This window comes from Micromonospora sp. CNZ297, from assembly GCF_007827625.1.
In genome coordinates, this window is the sequence record NZ_VISU01000018.1 from 1 (window position 1) to 18929 (window position 18929).

At 72.5% G+C, this 18929-nt stretch carries 17 protein-coding genes and 1 pseudogene; 8 read left to right on the forward strand and 10 right to left on the reverse strand.

Going from position 1 to position 18929, the window contains the following annotated elements; genetic code table 11:
- Positions 1-95 precede the first annotated feature (95 nt).
- Entirely contained in the window at positions 96-407 is a 312-nt protein-coding gene (locus FB454_RS35200) for a hypothetical protein (RefSeq protein WP_222433942.1), read from the reverse strand.
- A 239-nt stretch (positions 408-646) separates the two neighbouring features.
- On the opposite strand from FB454_RS35200, the gene polA reads away from it, so the two are divergent.
- Positions 647-3346 carry a DNA polymerase I gene (polA, locus tag FB454_RS25690; RefSeq protein WP_145751909.1) on the forward strand — a complete coding sequence of 900 codons (2700 nt, stop codon included), beginning with the start codon at positions 647-649 and terminating at the stop codon, positions 3344-3346.
- Between the two features lie 107 nt (positions 3347-3453).
- Here polA and FB454_RS25695 read toward each other — a convergent pair whose 3' ends face one another.
- The 7 genes and pseudogenes from FB454_RS25695 to FB454_RS25725 form a co-directional block, all read right to left on the reverse strand.
- Positions 3454-3852, reverse strand: a complete 399-nt coding sequence (locus FB454_RS25695) for a MerR family transcriptional regulator (protein WP_047893874.1) — start codon at positions 3850-3852, stop codon at positions 3454-3456.
- Between the two features lie 16 nt (positions 3853-3868).
- The gene (locus tag FB454_RS25700; protein ID WP_145751911.1) at positions 3869-4618 is read right to left on the reverse strand and encodes an SDR family NAD(P)-dependent oxidoreductase; all 750 of its coding nucleotides are present in this window, start codon (positions 4616-4618) and stop codon (positions 3869-3871) included.
- Positions 4619-4665: 47 nt separating this feature from the next.
- Positions 4666-5532, reverse strand: coding sequence for a CPBP family intramembrane glutamic endopeptidase (locus FB454_RS25705; protein WP_145751913.1), 867 nt, complete (start codon positions 5530-5532; stop codon positions 4666-4668).
- Positions 5533-5576: 44 nt separating this feature from the next.
- Positions 5577-5921, reverse strand: a pseudogene (locus tag FB454_RS25710) (DUF3140 domain-containing protein); the annotation flags it as partial.
- Positions 5908-6126 (reverse strand): hypervirulence associated TUDOR domain-containing protein, encoded by a 219-nt coding sequence (locus tag FB454_RS25715; RefSeq protein WP_145751915.1) that lies wholly within the window; start codon positions 6124-6126, stop codon positions 5908-5910. The gene FB454_RS25715 and the pseudogene FB454_RS25710, both read right to left, overlap by 14 nt.
- A 41-nt stretch (positions 6127-6167) precedes the next feature.
- Positions 6168-6719 carry a Uma2 family endonuclease gene (locus tag FB454_RS25720; protein ID WP_145751917.1) on the reverse strand — a complete coding sequence of 184 codons (552 nt, stop codon included), beginning with the start codon at positions 6717-6719 and terminating at the stop codon, positions 6168-6170.
- Positions 6720-6826: 107 nt separating this feature from the next.
- Complete coding sequence (locus FB454_RS25725; protein ID WP_145751920.1) at positions 6827-7630, reverse strand: class I SAM-dependent methyltransferase; 804 nt, start codon at positions 7628-7630, stop codon at positions 6827-6829.
- A gap of 312 nt (positions 7631-7942) precedes the next feature.
- Here FB454_RS25725 and rpsA point away from each other — a divergent pair, with 312 nt between their 5' ends.
- Together rpsA and coaE are read left to right on the forward strand one after the other, a co-directional pair.
- A complete protein-coding gene (gene rpsA, locus FB454_RS25730) occupies positions 7943-9469 on the forward strand; it encodes a 30S ribosomal protein S1 (protein ID WP_047893869.1) in 1527 nt (508 codons plus the stop codon).
- Positions 9470-9630: 161 nt separating this feature from the next.
- Positions 9631-10809, forward strand: coding sequence for a dephospho-CoA kinase (coaE, locus tag FB454_RS25735; protein WP_030274131.1), 1179 nt, complete (start codon positions 9631-9633; stop codon positions 10807-10809).
- A 51-nt stretch (positions 10810-10860) separates the two neighbouring features.
- Here coaE and FB454_RS25740 read toward each other — a convergent pair whose 3' ends face one another.
- Complete coding sequence (locus FB454_RS25740; protein WP_486481485.1) at positions 10861-12480, reverse strand: hypothetical protein; 1620 nt, start codon at positions 12478-12480, stop codon at positions 10861-10863.
- Between the two features lie 296 nt (positions 12481-12776).
- Between FB454_RS25740 and uvrB the strand changes: the two genes are divergently transcribed.
- The 4 genes from uvrB (at position 12777) to FB454_RS25760 (ending at position 17123) form a co-directional block, all read left to right on the forward strand.
- The gene (uvrB, locus tag FB454_RS25745) at positions 12777-14882 is read left to right on the forward strand and encodes an excinuclease ABC subunit UvrB (RefSeq protein WP_145751922.1); all 2106 of its coding nucleotides are present in this window, start codon (positions 12777-12779) and stop codon (positions 14880-14882) included.
- 25 nt (positions 14883-14907) lie between these two features.
- Entirely contained in the window at positions 14908-15744 is an 837-nt protein-coding gene (locus FB454_RS25750; protein ID WP_091331164.1) for a helix-turn-helix domain-containing protein, read from the forward strand.
- Positions 15745-15769: 25 nt separating this feature from the next.
- The gene (locus FB454_RS25755) at positions 15770-16138 is read left to right on the forward strand and encodes a VOC family protein (protein WP_013287498.1); all 369 of its coding nucleotides are present in this window, start codon (positions 15770-15772) and stop codon (positions 16136-16138) included.
- A gap of 85 nt (positions 16139-16223) precedes the next feature.
- The gene (locus tag FB454_RS25760; RefSeq protein WP_013475858.1) at positions 16224-17123 is read left to right on the forward strand and encodes a DUF5753 domain-containing protein; all 900 of its coding nucleotides are present in this window, start codon (positions 16224-16226) and stop codon (positions 17121-17123) included.
- A 108-nt stretch (positions 17124-17231) separates the two neighbouring features.
- Here FB454_RS25760 and FB454_RS25765 read toward each other — a convergent pair whose 3' ends face one another.
- The gene (locus FB454_RS25765) at positions 17232-17525 is read right to left on the reverse strand and encodes an antibiotic biosynthesis monooxygenase family protein (protein WP_145751924.1); all 294 of its coding nucleotides are present in this window, start codon (positions 17523-17525) and stop codon (positions 17232-17234) included.
- 391 nt (positions 17526-17916) lie between these two features.
- On the opposite strand from FB454_RS25765, the gene FB454_RS25770 reads away from it, so the two are divergent.
- A complete protein-coding gene (locus FB454_RS25770) occupies positions 17917-18915 on the forward strand; it encodes a TerC family protein (protein WP_013287495.1) in 999 nt (332 codons plus the stop codon).
- Positions 18916-18929 lie beyond the last annotated feature (14 nt).

Consider the following 18929-nt stretch of genomic DNA (forward strand, 5'->3'; position numbering starts at 1 on the left):
CCGCCGACGACGCCACCAAGCCCAAGCCATGACCAGCCACTACACCCGACAAGCCCTCACCGAGCCGTGATCACAATCCCCGGCTGGAGTACTAGTTAGCAGTTTTCTGCCCAGAAGTACCGGAAGGCCCAGGTGTCGCTCCACCATGCGTCACCATAGGCCGGAATCGTTTTGCAGGAGCCCTTTCGTGTAGCTCCTGTGGTCTCGTACTGCCAGACGATTCGGACTCTGATGGAGCTTCCGCACTTGTTCCGGATCTGGTAAAGGGTGTATGGGTTGGCATCTGCGATCGCCCCTGACACCCAACAATGTCCCGGATCGGCGGACGCGCTTTCAGTAGTGACACCCATCAGGCCGGTAGCTGCGAGCGCTGCAGCGGCCGCTGTGGCCGCAATCTTGACCTTCATGAACGTTAAGCTAATTTGCGCATTGAATATTATCAAGCATTGACATATCTGCTTATCGGTGATAATTGCTGGCGGAAGTCATTCGCTCATTTGGTGGTTCTGAGCTCGTCCCTTTGAAGTAGTGCGCACCTGCGGTTGTGGAGGCAAGCGCGGTCGGTGGTGAGACTGGATGACCTGCTCAGGCTCTCTACCAGCCGTGCTGCACGAGGTTGTCGGGCGTACGGACTAGAGTCGCAGCCGTGACAGCTACGACGCCGCGCCTGCTCCTCGTCGACGGACATTCCCTGGCATACCGGGCGTTCTTCGCCCTGCCTGTGGAGAACTTCTCCACCACCACGGGGCAGCCGACCAACGCCGTCTACGGCTTCACCTCGATGCTGATCAACGTGCTGCGCGACGAGCAGCCGACGCACATCGTCGTGGCGTTCGACGTCTCCCGCCGCTCCTTCCGCACCGACAGGTACGCGGAGTACAAGGCCGGCCGCAGCGAGACCCCGACCGACTTCAAGGGCCAGGTCAGCCTGGTCAAGGAGGTCCTCGCCGCGCTGCGCGTGCCGGTGGTCGAGAAGGAGGGCTACGAGGCCGACGACGTCATCGCCACGCTCGCCTGCCAGGCCCGCGACCAGGGCATGGATGTGCTGATCACCACCGGCGACCGGGACGCGTTCCAGCTCGTCGGCGAGCGGGTGACGGTGCTCTACCCGCGCAAGGGCGTCTCCGACCTGGCCCGGATGGACCCGGCCGCGGTCGAGGCGAAGTACGGCGTCACCCCGGACCGCTACCGCGACCTGGCCGCGCTGGTCGGCGAGACCAGCGACAACCTGCCGGGCGTGCCCGGCGTCGGCCCGAAGACCGCCGCCAAGTGGATCAACCTGTACGGCGGCGTCGAGGGCGTGGTGGCCCGCGCCGACGAGATCAAGGGCAAGGCCGGCGACAGCCTGCGCGAGCGGCTGGCCGACGTGATCCGCAACTACGAGATCAACTGCCTGGTCTCCGACCTGGAGCTGCCGGTCCGTCCCGAGGACGCCCGCTGGCAGGGCTGGGACCGCGAAGCGGTGCACCAGGTCTTCGACACGCTCCAGTTCCGCATCCTGCGTGACCGGCTCTACCAATACCTGGAAGCGGTCGAGCCGGAGGCCGAGGCGGGCTTCGATCTCGCAGGCGAGGTGCTCACCGAGCCGGGCGCGCTCGCGGGCTGGCTCGGCACGCACGCCCCGGCGGGCGCACCGGTAGGCCTGGCGGTCACGCTCGACACCGGCCCCAACCGCCGGCACACCGCCACCGTGACCGCGATGGCGCTGGCCACCGCCGCCGGCGCGGGCGCCTGGTTCGACCCGAGCCGGCTGGACGCCGGCGACGAGGCCGCGCTGGCCGGGTGGCTGGCCGACGCGGAGCGCCCGAAGGTGCTGCACGACAGCAAGCCGGCGGTGCTGGCGTTCGCCGCGCACGGCTGGGAGCTGCACGGCATCGCCCGCGACACCCAGATCGCCGCCTACCTGGCCCGCCCCGACCAGCGCTCCTACGACCTGACCGACCTGGCGCTGCGCTACCTGCACCGGGAGCTGCGCGTCGACGCGCCGGAGACCGGTCAGCTCACTCTCGACGGGCTCGGCGACGAGGGCGTGGCCGAGCAGAACCTCATGCTCCAGGCCCGCGCCACGCTCGACCTGGCCGACGCGATCGACGCCGAGCTGTCCCGCGACGGCGAGCAGTCGGCCCGGCTGATGGCCGGCGTGGAGCTGCCGCTGATGCGGGTGCTCGCCACCATGGAGCGCACCGGCATCGCCGCCGACACCGACTACCTCTCCGAGCTGGAGGCGCACTTCGCCGCCGAGGTGAAGGCCGCCGCCCAGGGCGCGTACGAGGTGGTCGGCCGGGAGTTCAACCTCGGGTCGCCGAAGCAGTTGCAGGAGATCCTCTTCACCGAGCTGGGCCTGCCCAAGACCAAGCGGATCAAGACCGGCTACACCACCGACGCCGACGCGCTCCAGTGGCTGTTCGCGCAGACCGAGCACCCGCTTCTGCACCACCTGCTGCGGCACCGTGACGTCGCGAAGCTCAAGTCGACTGTCGACGGGCTGCTCAAGTCCGTCTCCGACGACGGCCGCATCCACACCACGTTCAACCAGACCGTGGCGGCGACCGGGCGGCTGTCCTCCACCGAGCCGAACCTGCAGAACATCCCGATCCGCACCGAGGAGGGGCGGCGGATCCGGCGCGCGTTCGTGGTCGGCGAGGGCTACGAGTGCCTGCTCACCGCCGACTACAGCCAGATCGAGATGCGGATCATGGCGCATCTGTCCTCGGACGACGCGCTGATCGAGGCGTTCAACTCCGGGCACGACTTCCACGCCGCCACCGCGTCATCGGTCTTCACTGTCGAGGTCGGCGACGTGACCGCCGACCAGCGCCGCAAGATCAAGGCCATGAACTACGGCCTGGCGTACGGGCTCAGCGCGTTCGGCCTGTCCCAGCAGCTCGGCATCAGCGCCGAGGAGGCGCGCGGGCTGATGGAGAACTACTTCGCCGGGTTCGGCGGGGTCCGCGACTACCTCCAGGAGGTGGTGGCCCGCGCCCGCCAGGACGGCTACACCTCCACCATCCTGGGCCGCCGCCGCTACCTGCCAGACCTGGTCAGCGACAACCGGCAGCGCCGCGAGATGGCCGAGCGGATGGCGCTCAACGCCCCGATCCAGGGTTCGGCGGCCGACATCATCAAGGTCGCGATGCTGCACGTCGACAGCGCGCTGCGCGACGCCGGGCTGCGGTCGCGGATGCTGCTGCAGGTGCACGACGAGCTGGTCTTCGAGGTCGCCCCGGGCGAGCGGGAGACGCTGGAGGCGCTGGTGCGCAAGCAGATGGGCGAGGCGTACCCGCTGTCGGTGCCGCTGGAGGTCTCGGTGGGCGACGGCCGCGACTGGAACAGCGCCGACCACTGACCCCACCGCCGCCCCACCCGCGCCGGCCACCGCCCACCCACCCGCCCCGGCGGTGATCAAGGAGTTTGTGTCACGCCCGAGCCCGTTCGGGGACACAAACTCCTTGATCACCGCACAAGAGGAGGCGGCGAAGGAGGCGGGAGCAGGGGCGAGGGCGCAGGGGCGGCGGCCTGGAGGGCGGCGGCCAGGCGGTCCCGGACGGCCACCTGGGCCGCGATCCGGGCGTCCAGCACGGCCAGCCGCTCCCGGCCGACCCGCAGCCCCGCCGGGGACGGCGGCGCCGACGCCACGTCCCCGTCCAGGCAGGGCAGGAAGACCCGCACGTCGTCCAGCGTCAGCCCGGCGTCGAGCAGGTGACGGATGTTGCGGACCCGGGTGACGACCGCGGCGTCGTACTCGCGATAACCGTTCGCGGCCCGGGCCGAGGCGATGAGCCCGTGTTCCTCGTAGTGCCGCAGGGCACGCGGCGTGCAGCCCGTCGCCTTCGCCACCGCGCCGATCCGCACCGCCGCCACCGTCCTCTCACGCGACCACCGCGCCCCCGTCCACCGGCAGCACCACACCGGTGACGAAGTCCGCCTCCGGCTCGCACAGCCGCCGGATCGCCCAGGCTACGTCCTCCGGGCGGCCGATCCGGCCCGCCGGGGTGTGTGCGAGCTGCCAGTCCCGTACCGCCGCGCGCCGCTCGGGGGAGAGGCCACTGTGCTCGCCGATGGGAGTGTCGACCGCGCCGGGCGCCACCGCCACCACCCGGACGCCGAGCGGCGCGAGTTCCACCGCCCAGCTGCGGGTCAGCGAGTCCAGCGCGGCCTTGCCCGCCGCGTACACCGAACTGCCCGGCCAGGCGCGCAGGCCGACCGACGTGGTGACGTTGACGATCACGCCACGGGTCGCGGCGAGCGCCTCGACGGCGGCGTGCGCCAGCCGGATCGGCGCGAGCAGGTTCGTCTCCAGCTGCCGCCGGGCGGCGTCCTCGTCCAGCTCCGCCAGCGGCCCGCCGCCGGCCACGCCCGCGTTGTTGACCAGGACGTCCAGGCGGCCGTACCGGTCGAGCGCGGCGCCGACGACCCGGTCCGGCCCGTCGGGAGCGGTGACGTCGGCCGTCAGCGGGGCGATACCCGGCCGGCCGGCGGCGGTCTCCGCCAGCGGCGCGGCGCGCCGGCCGACCGCGACCACTGCGTACCCGGAGGTGGCGAGGGATCGTGCGGTGGCCCGGCCGATGCCGGTCCCCGCACCGGTGACCACGGCGACGCGTGGCGTGCGGCGTTCCATGCCGGCATCGTCCGACCCTGCCGCCTGCGGCAGGGTCAAGCGGCCGGTCAGAGACCGAGCAGGACCGGCATCGCGTTGACCGCGCCGTGCACCACGAGCAGCGGCCACATCCGGCGGTACCGCGACCACAGGTAGCCGAGGAACAGCCCGGCGACCCCCTGGTTCACGATCACCGACGCCAGGTCGACGGCGGGCCGGCCGCTGCCCTGGATGGCCACGTGCCAGGCCGCCCACACCAGCGACGCGAGCACGATCGCCGGCCAGCGTCCCAGCAGCGACTCCCACCGGGTCTGCAGCCACCGCCGGTAGAAGACCTCCTCCAGCAGCGCGTTCACCGCGAAGGCCACCAGCAGCGTGACGGCCAGCTCGACCGGCGTGACGGTCCGCCCCCAGTCGCTCGCCGGCACGGCCAGCGGCGTCGCGTAGCTGAGCACCAGCCACACCGCCACCGGCAGCGCCGGACCCCACCGGTGGGCGGCGTCCGCCGGGGCCGGGCCCGGCCGCCACCGCGGCGGCCACCGGCGCGCGGCCAGGAACACCACGGTGGGTACGCCGAGCAGCAGCGCCAGCTTCAACACGGTGTACGCGGGTTCGCCGCCCAGCAGCGGCATGACGGCGGCGAACGCGATCCCGGCCAGCAGCAGCGGCACCGCCTCGCGGTAGGGCGCGACCGGGTCCGGCCACCTCGGGTCGGGTGCGGGCGGGATCAGCCGGATCAGCGCGATCCCGGCCAGTGCCGGTATCCACCGGCTCCACATCGGTACGGTGCCGTCGTGGTCGGCGCTGTACCGGATGCCGGTGTTCCCGGTCACCACCAGGAGGAGCGCCGCGACGGCGACGAGCCCGAGGCCCGCCACGAGGACCACCCGCCCGGCGCGGGGATGACGGCCGGCGGTCGGGACGTCTGTCGTCATCGCCGGCACGGTACCAACGCGCGGCTAACGGACCGGGCGGCTCAGCCCTTGAGCGGGTCGTGACCCCAGTTCATCAGCGACCAGCGCCACCTGGTGTCCCGGACGTCGCCTGCGGGCCGCTGCGCCAGGTGGCGGTGGACGTACCCGATCACCTTGCGCATGTGCTTGTAGTCGGCGGCGGTGAGGTCGGCGCGCTTGCGGCGCAGCAGGTCGACGATGCGCCGGCCGGAGTCGTGGCCGACCGACTCGCCGCCCTGGGTGCCCTTCTTGTGCCAGCCGACGTGCTTGGACTCCTCGCTCTCCAGCCAGCGGGACAGCTCGCCCGGCTTCATGTTCACCGCGTCGGTGAACTCCCGGTACGTCTGCTGCGGATCCTCAGCGCGACTCATGGCGAAGCACCTCCGGGCGGTGGGCCACGTCGCGGCCCGAGTCGTCGTTGGTGATCCGGTACTGCGGTTGCTCGGGCGAGGCGTTCACGGTGTGCCCGCGGACGTGGGTGCGCTCGGTCAGCTTCTCCTTGACGACGCCGTACGCCCGGCCGCTGTGGCTGGCCCAGGAGACGTGGTCGCTGGCGCGGAACTCGTTCTCGGCCATGCCGCCCGGTTACCCGCGGCGGGTACCGAGTAACGGCGTGGTCAGGGCCGGCTCTCCGCGATCGGCAGCTTGATCGCGAAGGGCTCGGACAGCTCGATCACCTCGCTGCTGTCGTCCACCAGCTCGTACTGCCGCTCGCCGCCGGGGCCGATCCGGTCACCGAGCCGGTACGCGTAGAGGTGCACCGGATCCTGCTCGATCCGCCAGTAGAAGGGGATCCCCGCGGCGGCGTACTCGCCCGGCTTGGCGAACCGGTCGACCCGCCGGGTGCCGGGGGAGACGATCTCGACGGCCAGGACGACGTCCGCCGGTCGCAGGAGGGACCTGTCGCTCGGCAGCTCGGCGTGGTGGAGCAGGACGTCCGGTTGGCGGCTGGTGTTGGGGCTGAGCCCGACCCCGACGGCTTGGGACGCCCGCAGGTGAACCGGTGCGTGCGATCGAAGCCAGAGCCACAGCAGGCTGGAGATTGTCTGGTGGCCCAGGGTGGGGGAGGGTGTCACCTGGAAGACTCCGTCGACGAGTTCGACGCGGGGGGCGTCGTCCGGCAGGGTGAGCAGATCCTCCAGCGTGTAGTCCGCACGCTGCTGCCGCATCGGGTCCGGACACCAGGGGCCAGGTGATGTCGGGATGGGCTCGGCGCTCATGCGGCGAGCGTACCGCCGGGTGCCGGAGCCCGTGTCGCACCGGACGTGCGACGCGCTCAGTCCGCCGGCTTCTCCGCGACGAAGATCGCCGTGCCGGGGAACAGCCGCCCGCGCAACGGGCTCCACTGCCCCCAGATCCCCTCGTGCCCGGCCGGCCACTCCGGCTCCACCAGGTCCAGCAGGCGGAACCCGGCGCCGACCAGCTCCCGGATCCGGTCGCCCAGGGTGCGGTGCTGCTCGACGTACGTGGCCACCCCGTGCTCGTCCTGCTCGACGTAGGGGGAGCGGTCGAAGTACGAGTGCACGGCGGTCAGCCCGCCCTCGCCCGGGTCGTCCAGGAAGATCCAGCGCATCGGGTGGGTGACCGAGAAGACCCACCGGCCGCCGGGGCGCAGCACCCGGGCCACCTCGCGCATCGCCGCCGCCGAGTCGTCCACGAACGGGATCGCGCCGAACGCGGTGCAGACGGTGTCGAACGCGGCGTCGGCGAACGGCAGGGCGAGCGCGTCGGCCTGCACCAGCGGCACGCGTACCCCGGTGCGCCCGGCGGCCTCGGCGGCGTGCCGCAACATGCCTGCGGACAGGTCCAGCGCGACCGGCCGGGCGCCCTGGGCGGCGAGCCAGCGTGCGGCGGCGGCCGCCCCGGCGCCGAGTTCGAGGATCCGCCGCCCGGCGACGTCGCCGAGCAGCCGGGCGTCGGCCTCTCGCAGCCCTTCCGGGCACCAGACGAAGTCGGCGTCGCCGAGGAACGCGCCGTGCTCGGCCTGGTACGCGTCGGCGTCGGTGTCCCACCATCCGCGGTTCGCGCGGCGGATCTCCCCGGCGTCGACCCGTCGGCGGGTCACCCTGTCGTCGTCCACGGGTTCACGCTAGGTCCGGCGGCCCGGACCCGGTGCGGTGGGGTGGTGGCTGGGGCGGATGTGACGGACGAGACAGCTGTGGCACCTTACCGCGCAAAATCTCCGCTTTCGCAGCGGATGAGTTCGCGCGGACCCGGGAGGGCTTGCACGCTGTGGTAATGCAGCGGGTAGGCTAGACGATGCGCTCGCGGATCGTGTGCCTCGGCAGGGAGCAGGTGCGCGGTCACCGGAGCCACTAATGATCTTCTCGCGTCGATCGTTCGGTGTGCCCGGCGACGGATCCGTTGGCGCGGCAGAGTCACCGCGACACCCATGCCCGCTGTGACAACCCATCCGACCGGAGCAACCGCCCACATGACGAGCAGCATCGAGGCCACCTCGAGCGCCAACAAGGTCACCCACGACGACCTCGGCTCTGAGGAAGCTTTCCTCGCCGCGATCGACGAGACCATCAAGTACTTCAACGACGGCGACATTGTCGAAGGCACCGTCGTCAAGGTCGATCGGGACGAGGTCCTGCTCGACATCGGCTACAAGACCGAGGGTGTCATCCCCTCTCGGGAGTTGTCGATCAAGCACGACGTGGACCCGGCCGAGGTCGTTTCGGTGGGTGACCACATCGAGGCCCTCGTCCTCCAGAAGGAGGACAAGGAGGGTCGGCTGATCCTCTCCAAGAAGCGGGCGCAGTACGAGCGGGCCTGGGGCACGATCGAGAAGATCAAGGACGAGGACGGCGTCGTCCGCGGTTCGGTCATCGAGGTCGTCAAGGGTGGTCTCATCCTCGACATCGGCCTGCGTGGCTTCCTGCCCGCGTCGCTCGTCGAGATGCGGCGTGTGCGTGACCTGCAGCCGTACGTCGGCCGCGAGCTCGAAGCCAAGATCATCGAGCTGGACAAGAACCGCAACAACGTGGTCCTGTCCCGCCGTGCCTGGCTGGAGCAGACGCAGTCCGAGGTGCGCACCGAGTTCCTCAACAAGCTCCAGAAGGGGCAGGTCCGCAAGGGCGTCGTCTCCTCGATCGTCAACTTCGGCGCGTTCGTCGACCTGGGCGGCGTGGACGGCCTCGTGCACGTCTCCGAGCTGTCCTGGAAGCACATCGACCACCCGTCCGAGGTCGTCGAGGTGGGCCAGGAGGTCGAGGTCGAGGTCCTGGACGTCGACCTGGACCGCGAGCGGGTCTCGCTGTCGCTGAAGGCGACGCAGGAGGACCCGTGGCGTCAGTTCGCCCGCACCCACGCGATCCAGCAGATCGTGCCGGGTAAGGTCACCAAGCTGGTGCCGTTCGGTGCGTTCGTCCGCGTGGACGACGGCATCGAGGGCCTGGTCCACATCTCCGAGCTGGCCGAGCGCCACGTGGAGATCCCGGAGCAGGTCGTGCAGGTCGGCTCCGAGGTCATGGTCAAGGTCATCGACATCGACCTGGAGCGCCGCCGGATCTCGCTGTCGCTCAAGCAGGCCAACGAGGGCTTCGTCGAGGGCGAGGAGCACTTCGACCCGACCCTCTACGGCATGGCCGCGACGTACGACGACCAGGGCAACTACATCTACCCGGAGGGCTTCGACCCGGAGACGGGCGAGTGGCTCGAGGGCTACGACAAGCAGCGCGAGACCTGGGAGCAGCAGTACGCCGAGGCGCGTCAGCGCTGGGAGGCCCACACCAAGCAGGTGCAGACCTCCCGCGCCGCCGACGCCGAGGCCGCCGCCAACCCGGCTCCGGCCACCACCGGCACCACCACCTCGACCTCGGCCCCGAGCCGTCAGGCCGAGGAGCCGGCCGGCACGCTCGCGACCGACGAGGCGCTCGCCGCGCTGCGGGAGAAGCTCGCCGGCGGCAAGTGACCGGACGCTGACGCCTGTTCGTCCCACCGGACGAGCCGGCGACTGCCTCTGACGACGGGCCCCGTCCCCGCGTTCTGCACCAGCGGAGCGCCGGGGGCGGGGCCCACGTCGTACGCCGGAAGGGTTTGGCATGCGGACGGCAGATCCGGTTGACTGTCCGGGTGCTGAAGGTGGGGCTGACCGGCGGAATCGGATCGGGCAAGAGCGCGGTGGCGAGCCGGCTCGCCACGCTGGGCGCGGTGATCGTCGACTCGGACCGCATCGCCCGCGAGATCGTCGCGCCCGGCACCGACGGGCTGGCCGAGGTCGTCGCCGCCTTCTCCGAGAAGGTCCTGGACGCCGACGGGGCGCTGGACCGGGCCGCCCTCGGCGCGCTGGTCTTCGGCGACGAGGCGGCCCGCCGCACGCTCGAAGGGATCACCCACCCCCGGGTACGCGCGCGCAGCGCCGAGCTGGCCGCCGCCGCCCCCGCCGACGCGATCGTGGTGAACGACGTACCGCTGCTGGCCGAGGTGGGACTCGCGCCGACGTACCACCTGGTGGTCGTGGTGCAGACGGCCGTGCCGACCCGGATGGCCCGGCTGACCCGCGACCGGGGCATGGCCCCGGCGGAGGCCGAGCGGCGCATCGCCGCGCAGGCCGACGACGCCACCCGCCGTGCGATCGCCGACGTGCTCCTGACCAACGACGGCACGCTCACCGACCTGCACGCCGCCGTGGACGCCCTCTGGCGGGACCGCCTGTCGCCCTACGAGCGCAACGTCCGCGAACGCCGCGCCGTCCCGCCCGACCCGGCGGCGCTCGCCGGACCGGACCCGACCTGGCCCGAGCAGTACGCCCGGCTGGCCGCCCGGATCCGCCACGCGGCCGGCGGTGAGATCCGGGTCGACCACGTCGGCTCCACCGCCGTGCCGGGACTCGCCGCGCCGGACGTGATCGACATCCAGGTGACTGTGTCCTCGCTGAACGAGGCGGACGGGCCGCTCGCGCAGCGGCTGGCCGAGGCGGGTTTCCCGCGGCTGCCGGGCGAGTGGTGGGACGCCCCGCGACAGCCGGAGCCGGTGCGCTGGGCCAAGCGGCTGCACGGCGGCGCGGACCCGGCGCGTCCGGTGCGCCTGCACCTGCGGGAGGCCGGTTCGCCCGGCTGGCGGTACGCGCTGCTGATGCGCGACCACCTGCGTGCCGACCCGGCGCGGCGGGCCGACTACCTCCAGGTGAAGCGGGAGCTGGCGGCCGCCGCGCCGGAGCACGCCGCTTGGGGCACGGTGACCGATCCCTGGTTCGACGAGGAGCACCTGCGTGCCGAGGAGTGGGCCGCGCAGACCGGCTGGCGGCCCTGACCGGGCCGTCCCGGCGGCGCCGGTTCGGCGGACCGCGGAGGCCGCGCCGGTTCAGCGCGACGTCGAGGCCGACGATCCGCCGCTGCCCGCCGCACGGCCCGGCGTGAGGTCCAGCCGGATCCACACGCCCGGCCCGGTCCGCAGTTCCATCCGCTGCGGCACACCGCCCCGGTCCAGCCACAGGCGTCTGCCGCCCGGCACCTCGAACACGTCGACCGTCCGGTCGCCCAGCCGGTCCTCCCGGACCCGGACGGTGTCACCGGCGGGCGCGCGCCGGGCCGCCCGCAGCGCCGCGTCGAGCAGCCGGTCCAGGTCGTCGCCGGGCGGGCGCGCGGCGGCCGCGAGCAGCGCGGCCGGCACCGGTGCCGGGGGAGTGGCGGGCCCGTCGGGGGATCGCTGCACCTCGGCCACCCGTCCCGGCAGGACCCACCGGAGGGTACGCCTGCCGCTGCCCTCCTCGGTCACCGCGAGGTACGCCGACGGGCTCGTCCAGTCCACCGTGCCGGTGGCCCGCAGGTTCGCCGACGGGGCGAGCGGAGCGGACACCGTCACCGCCGCGCCGCGCAGTGCCCGGAGCCGGGCGGGCAGCGCGGCCAGCCGGGCGACTTCGTCGTCGCTGAGCGCCCGGGGCTGCCCGGGCCGGCCGCCGAGGGCGTCCACCGGATGCAGTGTGGGCCGGTCGGCGCGGGTCAGGTCGACGGTGACGGGTGTCCCGTCCGCCAGCCGGCCGGTGAGCCGGTGCAGCCGGGCGTCGGCGTCCACCCACAGCGTCGGCCGCGGGTCACCAGGCGGTGCGAGGGATGCCTGGAGCACGTCCACCGGGATGCCGCCGACCCGGTCGGCGCGTAGCCACCGGCCGTCGGCGGCGGGCCTGTCGACCCGGTCGGCGCCGAGCCCGATCAGCAGGTCGCGTACCGCGCCGAGGCCGTGCCCGCCGGCCGGGGACCGCATCCGCCACCGGTCCGCCGGCGGCACCAGCGGGGGCCGGGCCGGGGTGGGCAGCGCGCCGGGGTCGGGCCGCACCAGCAGCGCGGACGCGGTGGCCTGGACCAGGCTCCGGTCGTCGCCCGCGCCCGGGCCGCCGACGTCCAGATAGACCAGGGGGCGGGCCCAGTCGACCCAGCCGACCAGTTCGGTACGGGCGCCGCCGGCGCCGACCGTGACCCGGACGCCGGCGCGTACGTCGCGCAGGTTGGTGACCCGCAGCGCGGCCACCCGGTCGGCCTCGGCGGCGGTGAGCGGGCGTGCCGTCCCGGTGTCGTCGCCGCGGCCGGGTACCCAGGTCAGCAGCCCGGCGACGAGCGTCGCGGCGGAGAGCGCGGCTGCCGCTACGAGCGCGGCGAGCGCGATCCGGCGCCGGTCCGGCCCGTCCGGCGGGTCGTCGGCGCCGTCCAGTTCCGGGTCGCCGCCCGGCCGGGTGGTGAGTGTGGGACGGCGGCCGGCGAGCGGGTCGGCGCGGCGGCGCCGGCCGGCCACGGTGGCGGGCCGGGTCGGTGCGCCGGTGCGGCCGCGGCGGTGGCCGCGACCCGGTTCCCGGGGTACGGCCTGGTCGCCGTCGCCACGTGCGGAGAGCCGGTGCGGGCGGCTCACGCCGCGCTGGCGGCCCGGCTTGTCGGCGGGCGGGGGCGTGCCGGGCTCGCGTCGCGGCCGGCGGTCGGGAGAGGTCCCCACGAGTGGAGAACGCGAGAGCGGGGTTTCGGTGACGAGCAGGGGCGCTCGCGGCGGCCGGTCAGCGCTGCGCGCGACCACCGTCGGCGCGCACGCCGGTCGTCCCGGGTGCTGCGGCCCTGGCGCCGGGGGCGACCGGCCCGCGAGGGGCGATCACCGGCCCGGTCGGCCGCCGCGAGCGGCCTACGGTACGAGGGTAGACCGGTGAGATGAGCCACACAATGGGAATATCGAAGCCGATCAGGGACGGTCGGTGGTCGTGGCCGGAAGTGTCGGACCGCGGGCGTACGGTTGGTGTCATGGCGCTCGACATTCCCCGGCTCGACGGCCGCTTCCAGGTCGTCAGTGAGTTCCAGCCGGCCGGTGACCAGCCGGCTGCCATCGACGAGCTTGAGCGTCGCGTGCGGCGCGGCGACCGCAACACGGTGCTGCTCGGCGCGACCGGCACGGGCAAGAGCGCCACCACGGCGTGGCTGGTCGAGCGGCTCCAGCGGCCGACCCTGGTGCTCGCCCCCAACAAGACCCTCGCCGCCCAGCTCGCGAAGGAGTTCGGCGAGCTGATGCCGCACAACGCGGTCGAATACTTCGTCTCCTACTACGACTACTACCAGCCCGAGGCCTACATCCCGCAGACCGACACCTACATCGAGAAGGACTCCTCGATCAACGAGGAGGTCGAGCGGCTGCGGCACTCGGCCACGATGTCGCTGCTCACCCGGCGGGACGTCATCGTGGTCGCCACCGTCTCGGCGATCTACGGCCTGGGCACGCCGGAGGAATACCTCGACCGGGCCGTGCGGGTCAAGGTCGGGCAGGAGCTGGACCGTGACCAGCTGCTGCGCCGGCTGGTCGACATTCAATACGCGCGCAACGACATGGCCTTCCAGCGCGGCACCTTCCGGGTCCGCGGCGACACGCTGGAGATCATCCCGGCGTACGAGGAGCTGGCGGTCCGGATCGAGCTGTTCGGTGACGAGATCGAGAAGCTCTACTACCTCAACCCGCTGACCGGTGACGTGGTCCGCGAGGTCGACAGCCTGATGATCTTCCCGGCCACGCACTACGCCGCCGGTCCCGAGCGGATGGAACGGGCGATCCGCGACATCGAGGCCGAGCTGGGCGAGCGGCTGGCCGAGTTGGAACGGCAGGGCAAGCTGCTGGAGGCCCAGCGGCTGCGCATGCGCACCACCTACGACATCGAGATGATGCGCCAGGTGGGCTTCTGCTCCGGCATCGAGAACTACTCCATGCACATCGACGGCCGGCTGCCGGGCAGCCCGCCGCACTGCCTGCTCGACTACTTCCCCGACGACTTCCTCACGGTGGTCGACGAGTCGCACGTGACCATCCCGCAGATCGGCGGCATGTACGAGGGCGACGCCTCCCGCAAGCGGATGCTCATCGACCACGGCTTCCGGCTCCCCAGCGCCGCCGACAACCGGCCGCTGCGCTTCGACGAGTTCCTGGAGCGGGTGGGCCAGATGGTCTTCCTCTCCGCCACCCCCGGCCCGTGGGAGCTGGAGCAGGCGCAGGGCGAGTTCGTCGAGCAGGTGATCCGGCCCACCGGCCTGATCGACCCCGAGGTGGTGGTCAAGCCGACCAAGGGGCAGATCGACGACCTCATGCACGAGATCAAGCTGCGTACCGAGCGGGACGAGCGGGTGCTCGTCACCACGCTCACCAAGAAGATGGCCGAGGACCTCTCCGACTACCTGCTGGAGAACGGCATCCGGGTGCGCTACCTGCACTCCGAGGTCGACACCCTGCGCCGTGTCGAGCTGCTGCGCGAGCTGCGCAAGGGCGACTACGACGTGCTGGTCGGCATCAACCTGCTCCGGGAGGGTCTCGACCTGCCCGAGGTCTCGCTCGTGGCGATCCTCGACGCCGACAAGGAGGGCTTCCTGCGCAGCGGCCGGTCGCTGATCCAGACCATCGGTCGCGCGGCCCGTAACGTCTCCGGCCAGGTCCACATGTACGCCGACAAGATCACGCCGTCGATGGCGGACGCGATCGACGAGACCAACCGGCGCCGGGCCAAGCAGATCGCGCACAACGAGGCGAACGGCATCAAGCCGGAGCCGCTGCGCAAGAAGATCCACGACATCCTCGACGACATCTATCGCGAGGCGGAGGACACCGATAACAGCAACGTCGGCGGGGCCGTGCGGCAGTTGTCGCGGGGCAAGGCGCCGGTCAAGGAGACCCGCAGCCGCCGGGGCGCCGCGGCCACCCCGTCGCGGGAGGGGATGGCCCGGGCCGACCTGGCCAACCTCATCCAGGAGCTCAACGACCAGATGCTCGCCGCCGCGCGCGAGCTGCAGTTCGAGCTGGCCGCGCGGATCCGCGACGAGGTGGCCGACCTCAAGAAGGAGCTGCGCGGGATGGACGCCGCAGGGGTCCGGTGACCGGCGTGACGGCCGAGGCGGCGCGATGCTGACCGAGGCCGTCATCGGGCGGCCCGACCCGCGGCTGCGCCAGTGGGTGGACCGCTACCTCGGCTACCGCGAGGACGCGCCCGTCCCGCTCGTACGCCGGGAGGTGGCGGGCGCGTTCGTGGTGCTGATCCTCGGCTGGGGCGACCCCCTCGACGTGACCGACCCGCGTGCCCCCGGTGAGGGCGCGTACGCCGCCAACGCCTTCCTGGCCGGCCCGTTCGACGGCTGGTGCGCCACCCGGACGGCCGGAACCGGCACCGGGGTGCAGGTGCTGCTCACCGCCCCGGCGGCACGCCGCCTGCTCGGGCTGCCCCTGGCCGAGCTGACCAACCGGGCGGTGCCTCTCGACGCGGTGGCGGGCTGGCTGGCCCGGCTGCGCGACGAGCTGGCCGGCGAGCCGGGCTGGCCGGAGCGCTTCGCCCGGCTCGACGCCGCCCTGGCCGCACGGCTGGCGGCGACCGCGCCGCTGGACCCGCACCTGGCGGCGGCCTGGCGGCGTCTGGACGGCAGCGGGGGAGCGGTCGGCGTGACCACGCTCGCCGGGGAACTGGGCTGGTCCCGCCGCCACCTGTCGGTCCGGTTCCGGCGGGAGTTCGGCCTGCCGCCGAAGACCGTCGCCCGCCTGCTGCGCTTCGAGCGGGCGTACGCGAGCCTGGGCCGGACGCTGCTCACCGCGGACGCCGCCGTGCCGGACGACTCCGGGTGGGCGGAGCGGGCCGCCCGGTGGGGCTACTACGACCAGTCGCACCTGATCCGGGAGTTCCGCGAGTTCGCCGGCGCCACTCCGGCCGCGCTGACCGCACCCGGATCGCATTCGTCCAATCCGGCCTGACCGCCCCGGCGGCAGACTGACGTTCATGCGAAGCATCTATCCGGTCCTGCGGTATCCCGACGTGCGAGCCGCCGCCGACTTCCTCTGTTCCGCGTTCGGCTTCACGGTGCGCGAGGCCCACGAACTCCCCGACGGCACGATCGGCCACGCCGAGCTGGCGTACGGCGACGACCTGGTGATGCTCGGCCCAGGCCCGGCGCCGCGGTCCCGGCCCGCCGACGACGACTACCGCGTCTACGTGGCGCTCGACGACGTGGACGCGCATCACGAGCGGGCCCGGGCGGCCGGGGCGGAGATCGTCCGGGCGCCGTTCGACACCGACTACGGCTCCCGTGACTACGCCGCCCGCGACCTGGCCGGGCTGGTGTGGTCGTTCGGCACCTACCGCCCCTGAGCGCTCAGCCCGTACGGTTGCGCTGTGTGGGCGAGGTATTGCCGAGCGTGACGGTGATGCGTACGCTCCCTCCCGGGAGGCGTGCATGCCGTTGTCAGCAAGTCCTGTGGTCCGGAGGGCGAGGCTCGGCGTGGAGCTGCGCCGGCTGCGTCGTCGCGAGTCGCTCACGCTCGAACAGGTCTGCGCCCGGCTGGGCTGGGCGTCCACGTCGAAGCTGTCCCGCATCGAGCTGGGGCAGAGCCGGCCCGACCTGGCCGACGTGCTCGACCTGCTCGACGTCTACGAGGTGCCGTCACCGCAGCGCGACGAGCTGATCGTCATCGCCCGCGACGCCGCCACCGGCCGGGGCTGGTCGAAGGCGCTCGGCGAGATGGGGGAGCGCCAGCGGGCGTACGCCGAGCTGGAGGCGGGCGCGGAGCGCATCGTGGAGTACCAGTGCGTGCTGGTGCCCGGCCTGCTCCAGACCCCGGCGTACGCCCGCCTGCGCGTGTCGGCCGGTGCGGCACTCGGCGGGGAGGTGGACGTGGAGGCCGACGTGCGCGCCCGGGTGGCACGCCAGGAACTGCTGATCCGGCCGGACCCGCCGCACTACACCGCACTGTTGGACGAGCGTGTCTGCGACCCGGACGGCCTGCCCGCGGACGTGTGGCGCGACCAGATGCGGCATCTGCTCGCGCTCGCCGAACGGCCACGCGTCACCGTCCGGGTGCTGCGGTCCGCGGCGTCGAGCGGCGGCGGGCCGCACCCGCTGGCGCCGTTCTCGTACTACGCCTACCCGGATCCGGAGGACCCGCGCACGGTGCTGGTGGAGACGCTCACCACCGACCTGCGGCTGGTCGCCGAGGCGGATGTGGCCCACTACGAGCGGGTCATCGAGCGGCTGCTGGCGGCGGCGCTGCCGGCGGACGCCTCCGCCGAGCTGGTGGCCCGGCGGCTCGGTGCGGCGCCGGTGCCCCGGCCGCGCGATCCGCACGAGCTGGAGTGAGCCGCACGGCCCGCCGCCGGTGAGGCGCGACCACCGGGCCCGGCGCCCCCGATGCCCGTCGGGACCGGTGGCCGCGCAGCGCGCAGGCTACGGCAGGGGTACGACAGTTCAGGCCGGAACGTCGATGAAGTGCTCGACCAGCGGCGGGCCGGCGAAGTGCGGGCCGATCAGCCCGCGCCACTGCGCGAACCGCTCGGTCTGGCGGAAGTTCACGTCGTGCGCCTCGACCGAGTCCCACTCGACGAGCAGCACGAACCGGGTGGGCGACTCCACGCCCCGGGTCATCCGAACGGAGCGGCAGCCTTCGGCGCCGGCGAGGATCGGCCGCGCCTGCGCGTAGGCGGCGGCGAGCTCGTCCTCGTGTCCGGGCGTGACATCGATCAGCGCGACCTCAAGAACCATGCAGGCAGCCTGCCATGCCAGCCCGCCGCCGGTACGTCCCGGGTAACGTCCCGGCGCGCCGCCCACAAGGGATGGCTAGCCTCCTAGGACGCGCCGCGCGACGTGAGCCGCAGCACGTCGAGAGATCGACGGGTGGCCCGGAGATGCGCCACCTGGGTGCGATGGTGAACAATGGCGGCCGAGGAGGGGAGTATTCCCCCGCGACGGAGTCGTCAGCACGGAAGAGCGCCGGCACCCCCGGTGGCCCGACCCGGCTCCGCCGGTCGGAACCCGGCACCCGGGTTCCGGCGGAAGAGACCTCCGACAGTCACCCCTGTCAGCGTCGACGCACCCCGGCACCAACACCCGGCGTACGGTGTGCCCGACGCAGCGTGTCTGCCGGAGGATGGATTTGAACGTGTCCGCATTGGTGTGGGCGGTAACGCTGATCGCGATGATCGCGGTCCTGCTCGCCGACCTGTTCATCATCGGCCGGCGGCCGCACGAGCCGAGCGTCCGCGAGTCCAGCCTGTGGGTGGGCTTCTACGTCGGCCTGGCGCTGCTCTTCGGCGTGGTGCTCTGGCTGACCGCGGGTGGCCGCGTCGCAGGCGAGTTCTACACGGGCTGGCTCACCGAGTACAGCCTCTCGGTGGACAACCTCTTCGTCTTCGTGATCATCATGGCCCGGTTCGGGGTGCCCCGGCAGTACCAGCAGAAGGTGCTGCTCGTCGGCATCATCCTGGCGCTGATCATGCGTGGTGGTTTCATCGCGGCCGGCGCGGCGCTGATCTCCCAGTTCTCCTGGGTGTTCTACATCTTCGGCGCGTTCCTCATCTACACCGCGGTGAACCTGGCCCGGCAGGGCGAGCCGGACGAGGACGAGTTCAGCGAGAACCTGCTGATCCGGTGGAGCCGCAAGGCGCTCCCGCTGTCCCGGGACTACGACGGGGCGCGGATGACCACCCACGAGCACGGGCGGCGCCTGTTCACCCCGATGCTGATCGTGATGATCGCGATCGGCACCACCGACCTGATCTTCGCGCTGGACTCGATCCCGGCGATCTTCGGCATCACCCAGGAGCCGTACCTGGTCTTCACCGCCAACGTGTTCGCGCTGATGGGACTGCGGCAGCTCTACTTCCTGCTCGGCGGCCTGCTGGACCGGCTCATCTACCTCAGCTACGGCCTGGCGGTGGTGCTCGGCTTCATCGGCGTGAAGCTGGTGCTGGAGGCGCTGGCCGAGAACAACCTGCCGTTCATCAACGGCGGCGAGCACGTGGCGTGGGCCCCGCACATCCCGATCTGGCTCTCGCTCACGGTCATCCTCGGCACCCTGGCCGTGGCCACCGCTGCCAGCCTGGCGAAGTCGTCCCGGGACCGGCGCCGGGAACTGGCCCAGGCCCGCCGCTGACCCACCCGTACCGT